General features: G+C 70.2%; 14 protein-coding genes. 8 read left to right on the forward strand and 6 right to left on the reverse strand.

The window, feature by feature from the left end:
* Positions 1 to 25: 25 nt before the first annotated feature.
* A complete protein-coding gene (gene ftsH, locus OG953_RS12710) occupies positions 26 to 1,939 on the reverse strand; it encodes an ATP-dependent zinc metalloprotease FtsH (protein WP_405684229.1) in 1,914 nt (637 codons plus the stop codon).
* Positions 1,940 to 2,104: 165 nt separating this feature from the next.
* Here ftsH and yhfZ point away from each other — a divergent pair, with 165 nt between their 5' ends.
* The 8 genes from yhfZ to OG953_RS12750 all read left to right on the forward strand — a co-directional run bounded on the left by yhfZ (position 2,105) and on the right by OG953_RS12750 (position 9,871).
* Positions 2,105 to 3,043, forward strand: coding sequence for a GntR family transcriptional regulator YhfZ (gene yhfZ / locus OG953_RS12715; RefSeq protein WP_405684230.1), 939 nt, complete (start codon positions 2,105 to 2,107; stop codon positions 3,041 to 3,043).
* 97 nt (positions 3,044 to 3,140) lie between these two features.
* Positions 3,141 to 3,527 carry a PRD domain-containing protein gene (locus OG953_RS12720; RefSeq protein WP_405684232.1) on the forward strand — a complete coding sequence of 129 codons (387 nt, stop codon included), beginning with the start codon at positions 3,141 to 3,143 and terminating at the stop codon, positions 3,525 to 3,527.
* Positions 3,528 to 3,593: 66 nt separating this feature from the next.
* Positions 3,594 to 3,950, forward strand: a complete 357-nt coding sequence (locus OG953_RS12725) for a DUF2620 domain-containing protein (protein WP_405684234.1) — start codon at positions 3,594 to 3,596, stop codon at positions 3,948 to 3,950.
* Positions 3,951 to 3,992: 42 nt separating this feature from the next.
* Positions 3,993 to 5,327 carry a YhfT family protein gene (locus tag OG953_RS12730; RefSeq protein ID WP_405684236.1) on the forward strand — a complete coding sequence of 445 codons (1,335 nt, stop codon included), beginning with the start codon at positions 3,993 to 3,995 and terminating at the stop codon, positions 5,325 to 5,327.
* Positions 5,328 to 5,362: 35 nt separating this feature from the next.
* Complete coding sequence (locus tag OG953_RS12735; protein ID WP_405684238.1) at positions 5,363 to 6,319, forward strand: phosphotriesterase; 957 nt, start codon at positions 5,363 to 5,365, stop codon at positions 6,317 to 6,319.
* Positions 6,320 to 6,321: 2 nt separating this feature from the next.
* Positions 6,322 to 7,437, forward strand: a complete 1,116-nt coding sequence (locus OG953_RS12740) for an aminotransferase class V-fold PLP-dependent enzyme (RefSeq protein WP_405684240.1) — start codon at positions 6,322 to 6,324, stop codon at positions 7,435 to 7,437.
* 2 nt (positions 7,438 to 7,439) lie between these two features.
* On the forward strand, positions 7,440 to 8,603 hold the full coding sequence (locus tag OG953_RS12745; protein WP_405684241.1) for an alanine racemase: 1,164 nt from the start codon (positions 7,440 to 7,442) through the stop codon (positions 8,601 to 8,603).
* A gap of 26 nt (positions 8,604 to 8,629) precedes the next feature.
* The gene (locus tag OG953_RS12750; RefSeq protein WP_405684242.1) at positions 8,630 to 9,871 is read left to right on the forward strand and encodes a phosphopentomutase; all 1,242 of its coding nucleotides are present in this window, start codon (positions 8,630 to 8,632) and stop codon (positions 9,869 to 9,871) included.
* A gap of 59 nt (positions 9,872 to 9,930) precedes the next feature.
* On the opposite strand, the gene ffh is transcribed toward OG953_RS12750, so the two are convergent.
* The 5 genes from ffh to OG953_RS12775 all read right to left on the reverse strand — a co-directional run bounded on the left by ffh (position 9,931) and on the right by OG953_RS12775 (position 17,641).
* Positions 9,931 to 11,481, reverse strand: a complete 1,551-nt coding sequence (gene ffh / locus OG953_RS12755) for a signal recognition particle protein (protein ID WP_266357542.1) — start codon at positions 11,479 to 11,481, stop codon at positions 9,931 to 9,933.
* 132 nt (positions 11,482 to 11,613) lie between these two features.
* Positions 11,614 to 14,073 (reverse strand): [protein-PII] uridylyltransferase, encoded by a 2,460-nt coding sequence (locus OG953_RS12760; RefSeq protein ID WP_405684244.1) that lies wholly within the window; start codon positions 14,071 to 14,073, stop codon positions 11,614 to 11,616.
* Positions 14,074 to 14,102: 29 nt separating this feature from the next.
* Positions 14,103 to 14,441 (reverse strand): P-II family nitrogen regulator, encoded by a 339-nt coding sequence (locus OG953_RS12765; RefSeq protein ID WP_093899110.1) that lies wholly within the window; start codon positions 14,439 to 14,441, stop codon positions 14,103 to 14,105.
* Positions 14,438 to 15,796 (reverse strand): ammonium transporter, encoded by a 1,359-nt coding sequence (locus OG953_RS12770; protein WP_405684246.1) that lies wholly within the window; start codon positions 15,794 to 15,796, stop codon positions 14,438 to 14,440. The genes OG953_RS12765 and OG953_RS12770 overlap by 4 nt, the downstream gene beginning before the upstream one ends.
* A 369-nt stretch (positions 15,797 to 16,165) precedes the next feature.
* Positions 16,166 to 17,641: a hypothetical protein gene (locus OG953_RS12775; RefSeq protein ID WP_405684248.1), complete on the reverse strand. Its 1,476-nt coding sequence runs from the start codon at positions 17,639 to 17,641 to the stop codon at positions 16,166 to 16,168.
* Positions 17,642 to 18,012 lie beyond the last annotated feature (371 nt).

The raw sequence follows: 18,012 nt of genomic DNA on the forward strand, positions 1-18,012 counted from the left end.
GCGTGAACCTCGTGTGCACCGGCCGCTACTTGCCCAGGCGGGTGATGCCGGCCGCACGATAGGCCGCGGCCTCGTCCAGCGTCTCGTTCTCCAGCAGCGCCGCGGCCAGCGAGTCCAGCCTGTCCCGGTTCTCGCTCAGGAGTCGGCACGCCGCTTCGTAGCACTCGTCGACGATGCGCCGCATCTCGCCGTCCACCGCGTCGAGCGTCGCGGGGGCCGCCGACAGTCCGTACGCCTGCTGAGCATCGCTCGGGATCGCCGTCAGCCTGCCCACCTTGTGGCTCATGCCCCAGCGGCCGACCATGCCCCTGGCCAGGTTGGTGACCTGTTCCAGGTCGCTCTCCGCGCCGGTGGTGACCACGCCGAAGACCACCTGCTCGGCGGCCATGCCGCCGAGCGCACCGATGATGCGGCCGCGCAGATACTGCTCGGTGTAGGCGTACTTGTCGGCGTCCGGAGTCGAGATGGTGACGCCCAGGGCCCGGCCGCGCGGCACGATGGTGACCTTGCGGACCGGGTCGGCGCCGGGCTGGAGCATGCCGAGCAGGGCGTGCCCGCTCTCGTGGTACGCGGTCCTGCGGCGTTCCTCGTCCGACATGACCAGTGAGCGCTCCGCCCCCAGCTGGACCTTCTCCAGGGCGTCCGAGAGATCGGACTGGCTGACCTCGGACTGCCGGCGCTTGACCGCGAGCAGCGCGGCCTCATTGGCCAGGTTGGCGAGATCGGCGCCCGTCATACCGGGGGTCGTACCGGCGACCTGGGCCAGGTTCACATCGTCGGCGAGCGGGATCTGCCGGGTGTGGATCTCCAGGATCGCCTCCCGGCCGCCCTTGTCCGGTGGGCTCACCTGAACGATCCGGTCGAAGCGGCCGGGCCGGGTGAGGGCGGGGTCGAGGACGTCGGCGCGGTTGGTGGCGGCGAGGACGACGACGCCCTCCGAACCGGAAAAACCGTCCATCTCGGTGAGGATCTGGTTGAGCGTCTGTTCGCGCTCGTCGTGGCCGCCCATGCCGGAGCCGCCGCCGCGGGCCCGGCCGATGGTGTCGATCTCGTCGATGAAGATGATGGCGGGGGCGACCTTACGCGCCTCCGCGAAGAGTTCCCGCACCCGGCTCGCGCCGACGCCGACGATCATCTCGATGAATTCGGAGGCCGATGCCGAGAAGAACGGCACCCCGGCCTCACCCGCGACGGCTCGTGCGAGCAATGTCTTGCCGGTGCCGGGCGGTCCCGCGAGGAGCACTCCCCCGGGCATCCGGGCGCCCATCTTCCGGTACGCCTGCGGGTTCTTCAGGAAGTCCACCACGTCGCTGAGCTCACCCTTGACCTCGTCGATCCCGGCCACATCCTGGAAGGTGGTGCGCTTGCCGCCCTCCAGCTCGACGGGTTTGGGCGGGGTCTTGCGCCCGAGGCCGCCCATCCCGCCGCCCATGCCCCTGGACATCCGGCGGGCGAAGAACACCCAGAGCAGGACGAGCAGCAGCATCGGGGCCAGCGAGATCAGCAGATTGGCGAGGAAGCTGCGCTGCTGGACGACCGGCTCCGCGGTGACCGTGACATCGCCCTTGACCAGTTCGGCCCAGAGATCGTCGGCCGCGAAGGCGGGCCGCTGAGTGACGAACTTGGTGTACTTCTTGTCGCTCCCTGGGACCTTCGCCTCCTTCTTGAGCTGCCCCTGGATGGCTTCGCCCTTGGAGTAGATCTTGGAGACATTGCCCGAGGTGACCTGCTTGCTGAACTCCGTGTACGCGATCGTCTGTTCTTTCCCCCCGTTGAAGAGGGCCAGCACCAGATTGGCGATCAGATACACGGCGAGCGCGGTCAGCAGCAGCCCGCGCCAGCCTCCCGGCATCTTCCGGCCCGGCGGCGGTGGCGGCGGGGCGCCCTCGGAGCGCCACGGCAGATCGGTTCGGTCACGGGGAGGTACGGGGGTGGTCACGCGCGCTCCTCTGCCGACAGTCAGTGCATGTGACATTAGACGATAAACGGAGCCAAAGCCCCCTGTGGGCCCCCCAGTGGGCCCACAGGGGGGAAGCGGGGCTCAACGGATGAACCTTTCGCGAACCTCTTGTCAATATCCAGAATCCTGTTTACTGTTTGATTCGTGAACGATTTCGATGACCGCTTCCTCACTCGAAACGGCCTCGCCGCCCGGCAGCTCGCCGTCCTGCTGCTCAATCATGAGCCGGACACCCGTCTGCCCCGTGTGCGCGACTTCGCCGAGGAGCTGGGCTGCGGAAACGGGACCGTTCAGGCGGCGCTGCAGCTGCTGGAGGATTCCGGGGCGATCGAGACGACCGCCCGTGGCCATCTCGGCACATTCCTTGTCCGCTCGGACCGCTCCGTCCTCTGGCGGCTGTCCGGACTCGGCACCCTGCTCGCCGCGATGCCGCTCCCGTACTCACGCAGGTACGAAGGCCTGGCGACCGGGCTGCGCGGCGCCTTCGAGGAGGCGGGCGCCCCGTTCGCGATCACGTTCATGCGGGGCGCCGGAGCCCGCACCGCCGCCCTGCTGGAGGGCAAGGTCGATCTCGTCGTCCTGTCCCGCTTCGCGGCCGACCAGCTGATCGCCGAGCACCCGGTGGAGCTCGTCGCCGACCTCGGCCCCGCCACCTACGTCGGCGCGCACGGCATGCTGCTGCGGCACGGCGTCGACCCGGACTCCCCCGGGCTGCGGGTGGCCGTCGACCACGCGTCCGAGGATCTGCGGATGCTCGTGGAGCGGGTCTTCGCCGGCCGCAAGGACATCAAGTGGCTGGAGACCTCGTACATGCAGCTGCGCGATCTCTTCGCCCGCGACGAGGTCGACGCCACCGTCTGGAACCTGGACGAGGTGCAGGACCGGATCGGGCTGGGCGTCGATGTGCTGCCGCTCGGCGACGAAGTCACCCGGGAGCTGTCGCTGCGCAACTCCAGCGCGGCCATCATCGGCCGGACCGACGGGGCGAAGGCCCTCGCCGCGGTCCGGGACTCACTCGATCTGTCCCTGGTGACCCGGCTGCAGAGTGAAGTACTGCGGGGCGAGCGCGTGCCCTCGTACTGACCGGCACGGGTCCAGTGACGGAGATCTCATCCGTGCGGGACTTTCGCCAGTATGAAAATACAGAATCCTGGTTATTGTTGATTTTAGGAGATTCGCCATGGACGACCAGCTCGCACTGCGGATCCAGCTCTTCCGCGAAGGCGGTCAGGTCCGGCCCGAGGTGGCCGACTTCGTCACCGCCGAGCTGACCGCCCTCGAAGCCGACGGGCGCACGGTCACCGAAGCGACCGCGGGCATGCTGACCAGCCATCTGATGATGGCGCTCACCCGGCTCCTGGACGGCGAACCGATCGAACAGTTCCTCACCGACAACCAGGTCGCCGCCGAACTGGCCGGACACCCCGACGCCGTCGAACGCGCCCGTGCCGTATCCGCGCGGGCCGAGCGGGATCTCGGCGCCGCGCTCCCCGACTCGGAGGTCAACTTCCTCGGTATGCACCTCGCCGTACTGGCCCAGCAGTCACCGGCCGCCCCCATTTCCTGACCGGTCCCGGTGCGCGGACGGACACCTCCCCGCACGCAGAAACAGACAAAGAGAGAAGAGACAGCCATGACGAAGATCCTCACCGGTGGAGTCGGCAAGGTCGAGGTCGCCCAGGCCATCGGCAACCTCGGCATCGACTCCCTCGACGTCGTCACCTCCAGCGACATGGATGCCGCGATGAAGCTCCGTGTCGGACAGGCCGACTACTACCTCGGTACCTGCCGCACCGGCGCCGGTGCCTCCCTCGGTGTCCTCGTCGGTCTCATGGGCAGCGCCGCCTGCCACACCTTCGGCCGCAGCGTGCCCACCGAGGAGGAGATCACCGCCCTGATCGCGGACGGCAAGAAGGTCTTCGGCTTCTCGATGGACCAGATCGACGCCGTCGCCCCACTCATGGCGCGCGCCATCGCTGCCCGCGGCTGATCCGGCCGAATCCCCCTTGTCCCGGGCACGAAGGAGTGACTCGTGAGCACCACACTCGCCGCCGGTACCAGCCTTGATTTCACACTGGCCCAGCAGCTGACCGTGATAGCCCTCTGTGCGCTGACGGCGTATATCTCGCACATGGCTCTGGCCGTCTTCAACGACGGCGTACGTCCGTTCCTGCTGGACTTCATCCAGGGGCGCACCACCCGCAGCGCAACGACGGCGGTCTCCTTCGGCCTCTCCGCCGGGTTCATCTTCGGACTCGGCGCCCCGATGGCGCTCTCCACCGGCGTGCTCAACCCGTGGCTCGTCTTCCTGCCCACCGACATCCTCGGCATACTGGCGCCGAAGAAGTGGCTCGCGCCGATCCTCGGCGGCGCCTGGGGCGCGGTCGTCGTCTTCGGACTGAACGGCGCCAACAACGTCGCGCACGACCTGCCCGTCGACTTCATCACCGCCATGCAGCAGATGTCGACGCCGATCCTCTTCCTCTTCGCGCTGTTCCCGGTGCTCGCCATCACCAAGCAGTTCGGCCGCAAGTGGGGCGCCGTCGCCGGAGTCCTGGAACTCGCTCTGGTGGTCATGACCATGAAGGTCTGGCCGAAGATGTTCGCCGGTTCGCTGGCCATGGCCGCCGGCGTGCTGATGCTGATCGCCCTGGCCGTCGCCAAGGACATGAAGCAGCGCAGGGCCGACCGGGCCGCGGGTGTCACCGAGGTCGTCCTGGAGGACGACCCGATGGCCTCGCTGTTCAGCGCCAGCGCGGCCCGACTGCGCAAGTACCTCCCGCTGTTCATGGTGCTCGGCGCCGGAGTCTGCGTGCTGGCCCAGATGCACATATTCGGCGGCGGCGAAGCGACCAGCTTCCTGATAGCCAAGGGGCAGTACGCCGAGGCCGCCCAGGTCGACTTCTACCGGGTCTTCGGCTTCATCCCGCTGATCGCGACGACCGCGCTGGCCTCCGGCGCGTACGGCATCGCAGGATTCACCCTGGTGTACCCGATCGGCTATCTGATGCCGAGCCCGTTCCTGGCAGCGGTCGTCGGCGCCGCCGTCTTCGCCGCCGAGATCCTGGCCCTCTCGTACATCGGCAAGGTCCTCGGCAAGCTCCCCAGCGTCCGTGACTCCTCGGAGCACCTGCGCAGCGCGATCGGCGACACCCTTCAGCTCGCGATCCTCTTCGGCTCGCTGATGGCCGCCAACGCCATGGGCGGCGGGCTCGGCATCCTCGTCGTCGGCGGGCTCTACCTGATGAACGAGGCGATGGGCCGGCCGGTCGTGAAGATGGCCGCCGCTCCCGCCGCGGTGATCGTCGGCGGCATCCTCCTCAACGTCCTGTACTGGCTCGACCTGTTCACCCCGATCAAGGGCTGAGGCCGGGTACGTACACGAAGAAGGAACCCCCCACGATGAACCACCCCGCACCGCCCGTCCTGCGCACCGTCGTCGGCGATCTCGCAGCCGATTCCGTGGCCGGCCCCGCCCTCGCCCATGAGCACCTCATCCTCGACCTGGACCACAAGGGCGACGGCGCGGTCGTCCTCGACCCGGGCCTCCACTCCGCGGCGGTCACCGCCGAACTCGCCGCGCTGCGCGCCGAGTTCGGTCTCTCCCTCGTCGTCGAACTGACCTGCCGCGGCATGGGTCGCGACGTCCGTGCCCTGGCCCGCATCGCCCGGGACGCGCGGATCGCCGTCGTAGCCGCGACCGGCTGGTACTACGAACCGTTCCACACCCCCGAGATCGACGGCAGCAGCGTCGAGGAGCTCACCGGCGCGCTCGTCCAGGAGATCGACGGCGGTATCGGTGTCACCGGCATCCGCCCCGGTGTTCTCGGCGAGATCGGCAGCCACGGCGACACCCCGACCACGCCCGAGGCCAAGGTGCTGCGCGCCAGTGCGCGGGCCGCCCTCGCCACCGGCCTCTCCGTCGCCACCCACGCCCAGCTCGGCCGCGGCGGAATCGCCCAGCTGGAGCTGCTGACCGGAGAGGGCCTGCCGGCCCATCGCATCAGCATCGGCCACCAGGATCTGCTCGACGACCCCGCCGTCCACAAGGAGCTCGCGGCGAGCGGGGCGTACGTCGCGTTCGACACCGTCGGCAAGGACGGCTACCAGAGCGACGAAACCCGGCTGCGGCTGCTGCTCGCCCTCGTCGAGGCCGGGCACGCCGACCGGGTACTGCTCAGCTGCGACATCTCCCGCCACGGCTACCTCCTCGACGAGGGCGGCCGGGGATACGGACATCTCTTCCGGAGCTTCCTGCCCAAGGCCCGTGCGGCCGGTGTCGACGACGACCTGATCGACCTGATGACCCGCCGTAATCCGCTCTGCTTCCTGACCGGCGCGCGCGTGGAGGAGTTCTGACCATGAGCCCTGTACTTCCGCAGACCTTCCCGCTCGCGACGGTGGAGCTGGACGACGCGATCGCCAGACAGTTCCGACTCCTGGAGGCCACCGCCGCGCACTTCGAGGGCCCCCAGCTCTTCGACGCGGACGCCGGAGTCGTCCCCGGTCTCGGCCGCCCCCGCACCACCGCCCGCGTCGAAGCCGTACTCGCGGACTTCTTCGGCGCCGAGGACGCCGCCTTCGTCCAGGGCGCGGGCACCGGCGCGATCCGCGCCGCCCTGGGCGCCGCCGTAAGGGCGGGCGACCCGCTGCTCATCCACCGGGCCCCCGTCTACCGCACCACCGAGGTCACGCTGCGCGGCATCGGTGTACGGACCGTCGAGGTCGACTTCAACGACGCGCGGGCGCTGCACGAGGCCCTGGAGTCCGGCCGGTTCCGGTGGGCCTACGTCCAGCACACCCGGCAGCGGCTCGCCGACTCGTACGACCCCGCGGAGGTCCTCGCCGCCTGCCGGGCCGCCGGAGTCCGCACCCTCGTCGACGACAACTACGCCGTCATGCGCACCCCCGCCTCGGGAGTGGAGCTCGGCGCCGACGCCTCCTGCTTCTCCCTGTTCAAACTGCACGGCCCCGAAGGCGTCGGCATCGTGGTCGGCGCCCGCGATCTGGTCGGGCACATCCGCCGCGACAACTACTCCGGCGGCGGACAGGTCCAGGGCCATCAGGCGCTCGACGCCCTGCGCGCCCTCACCCACGTACCGGTCATGTGGTCCGTGCAGTCCCGGGTCGGCGCCGAGGTCGCCGAGCGGCTGGCCGCGGGCGAAGTGGAGGGCGTCGCCGAGGTACGGATCGCCAACGCCCAGGACCGCTGCCTGCTCGTCCGCCTCGACCGGCCGGTCGCGAAGGAACTGCCCGCCGTCGCCGCCCGCTTCGGAGCCGCCCCCTACCCCGTCGGCTCCAACTCGCGCTACGAGATCGCGCCGCTCTTCTACCGGATGTCCAGCTCCGCCCTGGACGACTCCCCCGAGCTGGCCGACTGGACCGTACGCATCAACCCGATGCGGGCGGGCGCGGATCTCGTCATCGACATCCTGCGCCGCTCGCTCGACGTGCTGCACGACCCGAAGGACGACTGACCGTGTTTCTCGACACCGTGCTCACCCGCAACCCCGAGCTCGTCGACGCCGCGGCCGCCCTTCACCGGCGCGGCGAGATCCCGCCCGACACCTACGTGATGGACGTCGACGCCGTCGAGGCCAACGCCGCGCTGCTGGCGGCCGAGGCCGAACGGGTCGGCATCGGCCTCTGGTTCGTCGTCAAACAGCTGGGCCGCAACCCCGAGCTGATCAGGGCCGTTGCCCGGCACATCCCCAAGTTCGCCGCCATCGACCCGCCCGAGGCCCGCACCCTGCACGCCGCGGGCGCACAGGCCGGCAACCTCGGCCACCTGGTCCAGATCCCCCGCCGCGCACTGCCCGAAATGCTGGCCTGGCGCCCCGAGACCGTCACCGTGTTCGACCTCGCCAACGCCCGGGCCGTGTCCGAGACCGCCCAGCGGCTCGGCTTCGTCCAGGACGTTCTCGTACGCCTCGAAGGCGCCGAGGGCACCGTCTACCCCGGCCAGGAGGGAGGCGTCCCGCTCGGCCGCCTCGACTCGTTCGCCGAAGCGGCCGAGCAACTGCCCGGCATCCGGATCGCGGGCGTCACCGCCTTCCCCTGCGTCCTGTGCGACCCGGCGACCGGCATCCCCCACGCCACCCCCAACTTCGCGCTCGCCCTCAAGGCCCGCGACGTCCTGGCCGCCCGGGGACACGAACACCTGAAGCTGAGCGCCCCCAGCGCCACCTCGATGGCGTCCCTCCCGCTGCTCGCCGAACTCGGCGCCACCCACGGCGAACCCGGCCACGCCCTCACCGGCACCACCCCGCTGCACGCCCTCGACCCGCAGCAGCCCGAGAAGCCCGCGTACGTGTACGTCAGCGAGATCGCCCACACCCTCGACGACGGCCGCCCGGCGATCCGCGGCGGCGGCTTCTACGCCCGGTCCCATATCCGCAGTGCCCTGCTGCCGCGCACCGGCGCACGCCTCGGCGTACAGGACGCACCCGCCGAGAACATCGACTACTACCGGCTGCTCGACGCTCCCGCCGACCGCCAGGACGTCCGGCTCGGCGACACCGCACTGCTCGCCTTCCGTACGCAGATCTTCGTCACTCGCTCGACCGTCGCCGTCGTCTCCGGACTCGCCTCCGGCACACCCCGGTTGAGCGGGCTGTACGACGCCCAGGGCCGGGCCCTGTAAGGCCGACCCCTCAATAGGAGGCACCCATGGCCAAGACCGTCATCGTCGTCATCGACGGATTCGGCATCGGCGCCATGCCCGACGCGGGCACCCTGCGCCCCGGCGATCTCACCGCCGACACCTGCGGACACGTCCTCGACCACTGCCGCGCGGCCCTCGGCCGACCGCTGCGCCTGCCCGTGCTCGGCGCGCTGGGTCTCGGTCTGGTCCACCCGCACCAGGACCTCGCCCGCCGTACCCATCTGCCCGTCGGCGCGGGCCGCGCCGCGCTCGGCTATCCCGGCGCCGACACCTTCGCGGGCCACCAGACGATGATGGGCGCCGACTTCAGCCGGGTCACGGTGGCCCGGCTCGCCGACCATCTGGCCGAGGTGGCCGCAGCCCTCGAAGCGGCCGGCCACCGCGTCGAACCGCTGGACGGCAAGCCGCTCCTCGTCGTCGACGGCACGGTCCTCGTCCACGACAACCTGGAAGCCGACCCCGGGATCAACTGGAACGCCTCCGGCCGCCTGGAGGACCTGTCCTTCGACGGCCCCGGCGGAATCCTCGCCATCGCCCGTACCGTCCGCGCCGTCGCGCCCGTCGCCCGGGTCATCGCGGTCGGCGGCAACGCGGACGGCCCGCTGAGGCAGTTCGTGCGCCCCGGCGATGCGGGAACCGTCGGACTCGACACCCCCGCCACCGGCTTCTACCGCAACGGCGGCCTGGAAGTCCAGCACCTGGGCGCCGAGCTCGACCACACCCGCCAGCTCCCCGGTCTGGCCGCCCGCGCCGGCATCCCGGTCACCCTGGTGGGGAAGGCCGCCGACATCCTGGCCTGTGAGGCGGCGAGGCGACACCCGGCCGTGAAGACCGCCGACGTGCTCTCGTACACCCTCGAAGCGGTACGCGCCCCCGGCGACGCGCTCGTCGTCACCAACGTCCAGGAGACCGATCTGGCGGGGCACCAGCAGGACACCGAGCGCTACGGACACCTCCTGGAGCAGGTGGACTCCGGGCTCGCCGGGCTCGTGGCGCTGCTCGACAGCCCCGGCGACCGGCTGATCGTCACCGGCGACCACGGGAACGACCCCACGATCGGGCACGCCTACCACACCCGCGAGTACGTGCCGGTGCTGATCCACCGGCCCGGCACGGACGGCGTGGAACTACTGCCGGACGCGGACAGCCTCGCGGATGTGGGCGCCACCGCGGCCGCAGCGCTCTCCCTGGACCCGGCGGACCTCGCCAACGGCACGACGCTGCGACCGGGACGGCACGCCGCATAGGAACATGCGCAGGGGGCGCCCACCGTCGGTGGGCGCCCCCTGCGCATGTCGTCGGGCGATCAGCCCATGAACTTCTTGAACTCGTCCGGCAGCTCGAAGTTCTTGTCCTCCTGCGCCGGCAGACCAAACGCACCGCCCTGCGCCGCCGCCTGCTCGCGACGGGCCGCCGCGGCCTGCTCCTCGGCCTTGCGCTTCATCGGGTTGCCGCTCTTGCGCTTGCCCTTGGCCTGCTTGACCTGCTTCTTCTGCCGACCGGGACCGCCACCCATGCCCGGCATCCCCGGCATCCCCGGCATGCCGCCACCCTGCGCCATCTTCGACATCATCTTGCGCGCATCGAAGAACCGCTCCACCAGGTTCTTCACGGCGCTGACCTCGACACCGGAACCCTTGGCGATACGGGCCCGGCGCGAGCCGTTGATGATCGTCGGCTCGGCGCGCTCCTTCGGGGTCATCGACTTGATGATCGCGGCGGTACGGTCCACGTCGCGCTCGTCGATGTTGTTGATCTGGTCCTTGATCTGCCCCATGCCGGGCAGCATCCCGAGCAGCTTGGAGATGGAGCCCATCTTCCGGACCTGCTCCATCTGGGCCAGGAAGTCGTCGAGCGTGAAGTCCTTGCCCTTGCTGGACGCCAGCTTGGAGGCCATTTTGGCGGCCTCTTCCTGGCTGAAGGTCTTCTCCGCCTGCTCGATCAGGGTGAGCAGGTCACCCATGTCGAGAATGCGGGACGCCATGCGGTCGGGGTGGAAGGCGTCGAAGTCCTCGAGCTTCTCACCGTTCGACGCGAACATGACCTGCTTGCCCGTGACATGGGCGATCGACAGGGCCGCACCACCGCGGGCGTCACCGTCGAGCTTGGAGAGCACCACGCCGTCGAAGCCGACGCCGTCGCGGAAGGCCTCGGCGGTGTTGACCGCGTCCTGGCCGATCATCGCGTCGACGACGAAGAGGATCTCGTCGGGGCTGACGGCGTCGCGGATGTCCGCGGCCTGCTGCATCAGCTCCTGGTCGATGCCGAGGCGGCCGGCGGTGTCGACGATCACGACGTCGTACTGCTTGGAGCGGGCGTGCTCGATCGAGTCCTTGGCGACCTGGACCGGGTCACCGACGCCGTTGCCCGGCTGCGGGGCGTACACCGCGACACCGGCGCGGTCGGCGACGACGCTGAGCTGGTTCACGGCGTTGGGGCGCTGGAGGTCACAGGCGACGAGCAGCGGGGAGTGGCCCTGGCCCTTGAGCCAGAGGCCGAGCTTTCCGGCGAGGGTGGTCTTACCGGCACCCTGGAGACCGGCGAGCATGATTACGGTGGGCGGGTTCTTGGCGAACCGCAGCCGCCGGGTCTCGCCGCCGAGGATGCCCACGAGCTCCTCGTTGACGATCTTGACGACCTGCTGGGCGGGATTCAGCGCCTGGGAGACCTCGACGCCGCGCGCCCGCTCCTTGACGTTGCCGATGAAGGCGCGGACGACCGGCAGCGCGACATCCGCTTCGAGCAGGGCGATACGGATCTCGCGGGCCGTGGCGTCGATGTCCGCCTCGGACAAGCGGCCCTTGCCCCGGAGGTTCTTGAAAGTCGCGCTAAGGCGGTCGGAGAGAGTATCGAACACGGCGCTCGTCGGTCCTCAGGGTCGGGGGCGGGGCAGGTCAGTCGTCCCCAAGGGTATCCGGACCCCGGGAAACACAAAGCCCTCGCCCGGTTCTCATGGGCGGACGAGGGCCTGTGGGCGCGGCAGCGGGGCTCAGCCCAGCGCCTTCTCGACCTCCCGGGCCACCTGCGCGGCCCGTACCTCGGGCAGCGGCTCACCGTCCGTATCCGTGACGTAGAAAGCGTCCACCGCGTTCGCACCCAGCGTCGAAACATGCGCGCTGCGCACCCGTACCTCGCACTGCTCCAGCGCCCGGCCGATCCGGTGCAGCAGTCCCGGGGCGTCCTGGGCCCGTACCTCGATCACCGTCGCCAGCTGTGAGCCGGCCGCCGCGACCGTCACCCTCGGCGGCGGGGCCTTCACCCCGCGCCGCCTCGGGTAGGCGGCCTCGCGTTCGGCGAGGCGGGCCCGGATGTCCAGGGAACCGTCCAGGGCGCGTACGAGGTCGGCGCGCAGGCGGGTGGCCTGCGGCAGGGAGCCGTACTCGGCGGCGACCCGCCAGCTGAGCAGCAGCAGGTCGGCGGAGTCGTCTTCGCCGAGCTCGGTGGGGAGTTCCACGGCCCGCAGGTCGGCTGCTCGCACGGTGAGGCGGTGCAGGGCGAGGACGCCCGCCGCCGCGGGCAGCACGCCGGGGCGGTCGGGCAGGGCGATGAGGAGTTCGACGCCGACGGGTTCCGGTTCGCCGTCCTCGTTCGGGGTCTCGGCCTGGGTGTGCAGGGCGAGGACGGGCTCGCCGGTGCGCAGGGCCTCGATGGCGAGGCGTTCCTGTTCGGCACTGGGGGCGGCGGGCTCCGGTTCCTCCGGGGCCTGGCCGGCGAGCACGGCGGCGACGCGTTTGACGAGGTCGGCGACGAGAGAGGCGCGCCAGGTGGACCATGCGGCGGGCCCGGTGGCGAGTGCGTCGGCCTCGGTGAGGGCGTGCAGGAGCTCCAGGGTGGAGGTGGTGGAGACGGCGGTGGCGACGGAGCGCACGGTCGCCGGGTCGTCGAGGTCGCGGCGGGTGGCGGTCTCGACGAGCAGCAGATGGTGACGTACGAGGGTGGCGATGACGCCCACGTCGTGCGGGTCGAAGCCGATCCGGGCCGCCATGTCGCGGGCGATGACCTCCCCGGCGACGGAGTGGTCGCCGGGCCAGCCCTTGCCGATGTCGTGCAGGAGTGCGGCAACGAGGAGGAGGTCGGGGCGGCCGACGCGGCGGGTGAGGGAGGAGGCGCGGACGGCCGCTTCGACGAGGTGGCGGTCGACGGTCCAGGTGTGGACAGGGTTGCGCTGGGGGCGGCAGTGGACGCGTTCCCAGTCGGGGAGCAGCCGGGTGATCAGTCCTTCCGCTTCGAGCGCTTCCCAGACGGGGACGGTGGCGTCGCCCGCGCCGAGGAGGGTGACGAGTTCCTCACGGGCCTCAGCGGGCCAGGGCACCGGCAGCGGGCGTGCGGCGGTGGCGAGGTGGCGTACGACGTGGCGGGAGAGCGGGAGTTCGGACTGGGCAGCCGCTGCGGCGGCGCGCAGTACGAGCACGGGGTCGCGTTCGGGGCGGGCGGAGCGGGCGAGGACGACTTCGCCGTCGGCCTCGACGACACCCTCGGCGAGCGGGGTGCGTTCGGTGGCGGCGGTCTTGCCGCCGCCCAGCATGGCGCGCAGCCGGGGGCGCACGGACCGGGCGCGCAGGACGCGGTTGACCTCGCGCCAGGTGACGTCGGTTGCGTAGGAGACGGTGCGGGCGGCCTCGTACACCTGGCGGAGCAGTGCGTCCGCATCGAGGAGACCGAGGGCGGTGGCGACCTGGTCCTGTTCCTGGAGGGCGAGGCGGTCGGTGGCGCGGCCGGTGGTGAGGTGGAGCGCGTCGCGGGCGTCGAGGAGGACGCGACGGGCTTCGGCGAGGCCTTCGCGGGGGGCGTCGGCGACCCAGGAGGCGGCGACGGCGCGCAGGGCGGTGGCGTCGCGCAGTCCGCCGCGGGCCTCCTTGAGGTCGGGTTCGAGGAGGAACTGGAGCTCGCCCTGGCGTTCGGCGCGTTCGCGGCAGAGCTCGTCGAGGGCGGGGAGGCGTTTGGGAGCCTGGTTGCGCCAGTCGGCGAGGATCGCGGTGCGCATGGCGGCGACGAGGCCGAGGTCTCCTGCGACGGGCCGGGCATCGAGCAGTCCGAGTTGGACCTTGAGGTCCTCGCCGGCTGTCTTCCGGGCTTCGGCGGGGGTGCGTACGGAGTGGTCGAGGGCGAGGCCGAGGTCCCAGACGGGGTACCAGATGCGGTCGGCGAGGGAGGCGATGGCCCCGGCGTCGGCGTTGCCGTCGTGCAGGAGCAGGAGGTCGAGGTCGCTGCGCGGGGAGAGTTCGCCGCGGCCGTAGCCGCCGACGGCGACGAGGGCGGCGCCGCGGACGCCGGTCGGTTCGGCCGCGGCGATGAACAGCGCGGTGAGCCAGTCGTCGGTGAGTGATGCGAGGGCCGCACGGCGCGGCGGCCCGGACTGCGCCTTCTCCTGGAGGAGGCGCAGCCGGGCCGCCGCGTAGCTGCTGGGTTCCGAGCCTTCGGATTCGGTGGTCACTTCGGTGCTCGTCACCCGGCTGCCTTTCGTCTCGGGACCGTGGGTCAGAGTGCGTCCGGGCCGCGTTCGCCCGTTCGTACGCGAATCGCGGTGTCGACCGGCACGCTCCAGACCTTGCCGTCACCGATCTTGCCGGTTCGGGCGGCCTTCACGACAACGTCGATGAGCTGTTCGGAGTCCTCGTCCTCGACAAGGACCTCGATACGGATCTTGGGGACGAGGTCGACGGTGTACTCGGCGCCCCGGTAGACCTCGGTGTGGCCGCGCTGACGCCCGTATCCGCTGGCTTCCGTGACCGTGAGGCCCTGGATGCCGAAGGCCTGGAGGGCCTCCTTGATCTCGTCGAGCCGGTGTGGCTTCACGACTGCGGTGATGAGCTTCATGCGTCCACCTTCTTCGTCTGCGGTGCTGCCGTCGTGCCCGGTGCCGTTGCGGAGGCTGTGGTGCGCGGGGCCGCGCCGCCGCCCGCTCCGCTGAAGTCGTACGCGGTCTCGGCGTGTTCGACCTGGTCGATGCCGGAGATCTCGTCGTCCTCGTCGACCCGCATCCCGATCGTCCTGTCCAGGAGGAAGGCGAGGATCGCGGAGACGACCAGAGAGTACGCGAGGACGGCGAAGACACCGACGGCCTGCTTGCCGAGCTGGTCGAGGCCGCCGCCGTAGAAGAGGCCCTTGGCGTCGGACTGGACACCACCGGTGGCGAAGAAGCCGATGAGGAGGGAACCGACGACACCGCCGACGAGGTGGACGCCGACGACGTCCAGGGAGTCGTCGTAGCCGAACCTGTACTTCAGGCCGACGGCCATGGCGCACAGGACACCGGCGATGGCGCCGACCGCGATGGCGCCGAGCGGGCTGACCGCGCCGCCGGAAGGTGTGATGGCGACGAGGCCCGCTACCGCGCCGGAGGCCGCACCGAGGGTGGTGAAGGAGCCGTGGCGGAGCTTCTCGTAACCGAGCCAGGCGAGCATCGCGGCAGCGGTGGCGACCTGGGTGTTGACGAACATGACCGCGCCGACGCCGTCGTCGTTGCCGAGCCACGAGCCGGCATTGAAGCCGAACCAGCCGAACCAGAGCAGTCCGGCACCGAGCATGACGAGCGGCAGGCTGTGCGGCCGCATCGGGTCCTTCTTGAAGCCGACGCGCTTGCCGATGACGAGGATCACGCCGAGCGCCGCGGCACCTGCGTTGATGTGGACGGCCGTGCCACCGGCGAAGTCGATGACGCCGAGCTCGAAGAGCCAGCCGCCCGCGCCCCAGACCCAATGGGCGACGGGGAAGTAGACGACGGTGACCCAGAGCGTGATGAACAGGGCCCAGGAGGTGAACTTGACCCGGTCGGCGAGGGCGCCGCTGATCAGTGCGGGGGTGATGACGGCGAACATCAGCTGGAAGACGGCGAAGACGTAGACGGGGATCGTGTAGCCGTCCCAGAGCTGGGTGATACCGATCCCGCTGAGGCCGACGTAGTCCGAGTTCCAGCCGATGACGGAGCCGATGTCGGTGCCGAAGGCGAGGCTGAATCCGTAGAGCACCCACAGGATCGTGACGATCCCGAGGCTGATGAAGCTCATCATCAGCATGTTGAGGGTGCTCTTGACGCGGACCATGCCTCCGTAGAAAAAGGCCAGGCCCGGGGTCATGAGCATCACCAGGGCGGAGCAGATGAGCATGAACCCGGTGTTGGCGGCAGAAAGCGTCGGGGCGTCTGCGGCAAGCGTCGTGATGCCTGGGGGCATCGGCGTCTCCTCGTCGTCGGTGCGGCCGCGTGCGGGCGATATGAGCGGGACCACGTGCGGGACCACTGGGGAAAAGGTGCGGGCCGGTTATGCGCCATGAGATTCGCCCAGCACGGTTTCCGCCGATGCCGCACGGCGTTTCGCGGCAGTGACGAAGAGGTCCGGTGTGTTACGTCGCCATGAACCGGCCGTGGCGTACCCGGGGCCGGCCCTACTCTGCGGCCGGGACCGCATACGGTGCGGTTACGACTCTCCCGTACGGGAACGACAACGCGAACCGGCCACGCCGACCACCCGCTGACCTGGCAATGGGGGGAGCCGAAGTCGGTCTGTGCGGGGTGGTCGCCGTGGCCGGGGCCTGGGGGCGGCTCAGACCGCTTCTGCGGTCTCGGGCAGCTGCCCGGTGAGGAGATCGGTGAGCCTGGCGACTTCGGGAATGTCTCCGAAGTCCCTGGCAGCGGTGTCGACGGTCTTGCGGAGCCGGGTGTTGACGCGCTCGGAGCGGATCTTCTTGGCGACGCGCAGCGCCTTCTCGGCCAGCACCGTGGACTGCTCGGGCTCGCGCTGGAGGAGGTGGACGGTGGCGAGGCCGACCAGGTTGAGTGCGTACGACCGCTGGTGCTCGTCGTCCTCGCCGAAGAGCCGGACTGCCTTCTTCATGAGGGGTTCGGCGAGCGTGGCGTACGTGGGGCTGCGGCCCGCGACATAGGCGAGGTCGCGGTACGAGTGGGAGTTCTCGCCGTTGAGCTCGGCCTCGGAGAAGAAGCGGATCCAGTCGGGCTCGGGCTCGCCGTCGATCCCGACATCGAGGAAGGTGTCCTCGGCCATCCGGACGGCTCGTTTGCACTTGCTGGGCTGGCCCATGTTGGCGTACGCACGAGCCTCCATCGCGTACAGCATGGCCTGGGTGCGCGGAGTGGCACAGTCCCTGCTGCCGTACTGCGCGAGATGGATCAGTTCGAGGGCGTCGTCGGGCCGTCCGAGGTGGATCATCTGGCGGCTCATACTGGACAGAACATACGAACCGAGCGGTTTGTCACCGGCCTCTTTCGAGGCGTGGAGCGCGAGGACGAAGTACTTCTGGGCGGTGGGCTGGAGGCCGACGTCGTAGCTCATCCAGCCCGCCAGCTCCGCCAGTTCGGCGGCGCAGCGGAAGAGCCGCTTCGCGGTGGCCGCCGGCTGCGGTTCCTGCAGCAGGTCGGTGACCTCGTGGAGTTGACCGACGACGGCCTTGCGGCGCAGTCCGCCGCCGCACTGCGCGTCCCACTGGCGGAACATCGCGGTGGTCGACTCCAGCAGGTCGAGCTCGGGGCCGGAGAGCCGGGAGGGTCGGCGGGCCGCGGCGGCCGACTCCGGCCGTGCGGGTCCGGTGGCGGTGACGGGCACCAGCCAGCGCTGCATGGGCTCGATCAGGGCGGGTCCTGCGGCGAGCACGAGCGAGGAGCCGAGAAATCCGCGGCGGGCGAGCATGAGATCGCTGCGGGAGAACTCGCTGAGCAGGGCGACGGTCTGCGGGCCTGCCCAGGGCAGGTCCACGCCGGACACGGATGGCGACTGATGCGCCGCGCGCAGTCCGAGGTCCTCGATGGCGACGACGGAACCGAAGCGCTCCGAGAAGAGCTCGGAGAGGATGCGCGGGATCGGCTCGCGCGGCTGTTCACCGTCGAGCCAGCGCCGCACCCGGGAGGTGTCGGTGCTGATGTGGTGAGCGCCCATCTGGCGCGCCCGACGGTTCACCTGCCGCGCCAGCTCGCCCTTCGACCAGCCGCTGCGCACGAACCATGAGCCCAATTGCCCATTGGGGCGCTTACCGGCATTCGTATCGCCCGCGCCGCTGCCACTCACTGGAACGCCCCCATCCGCCGAATACTGTCGCGCGAACCACTATCAGATCGCCCTGATCCGATGCCGCCCATACGGAGGTTGCGCACGATCGAACAGGAAATCGGGTTGCCTCCGGCATACCCATGGGCGCACATACTTCCATGGTTCGCGTACCGACGGTAATCCCACGATCACCGCCTCCGCGAGGACGATTACAGAAACGCCACCATTCGCCACCCCTTCGAATGAACGCCACCACCGTCGGGCGCGATTCACTTGACACACGACGATCAGCGGTGGACGCAGTGACGCACGACGGGGCGCATGGAACATGTCGCAAGACTCCGAGTGCACCGGCGCGCCACGAATCAACAGTGGCGACGGAGCGTCAC

The sequence above is a fragment of the Streptomyces sp. NBC_00057 genome (genome assembly GCF_045041165.1).
In the GTDB taxonomy this organism is placed as follows: domain Bacteria; phylum Actinomycetota; class Actinomycetes; order Streptomycetales; family Streptomycetaceae; genus Streptomyces.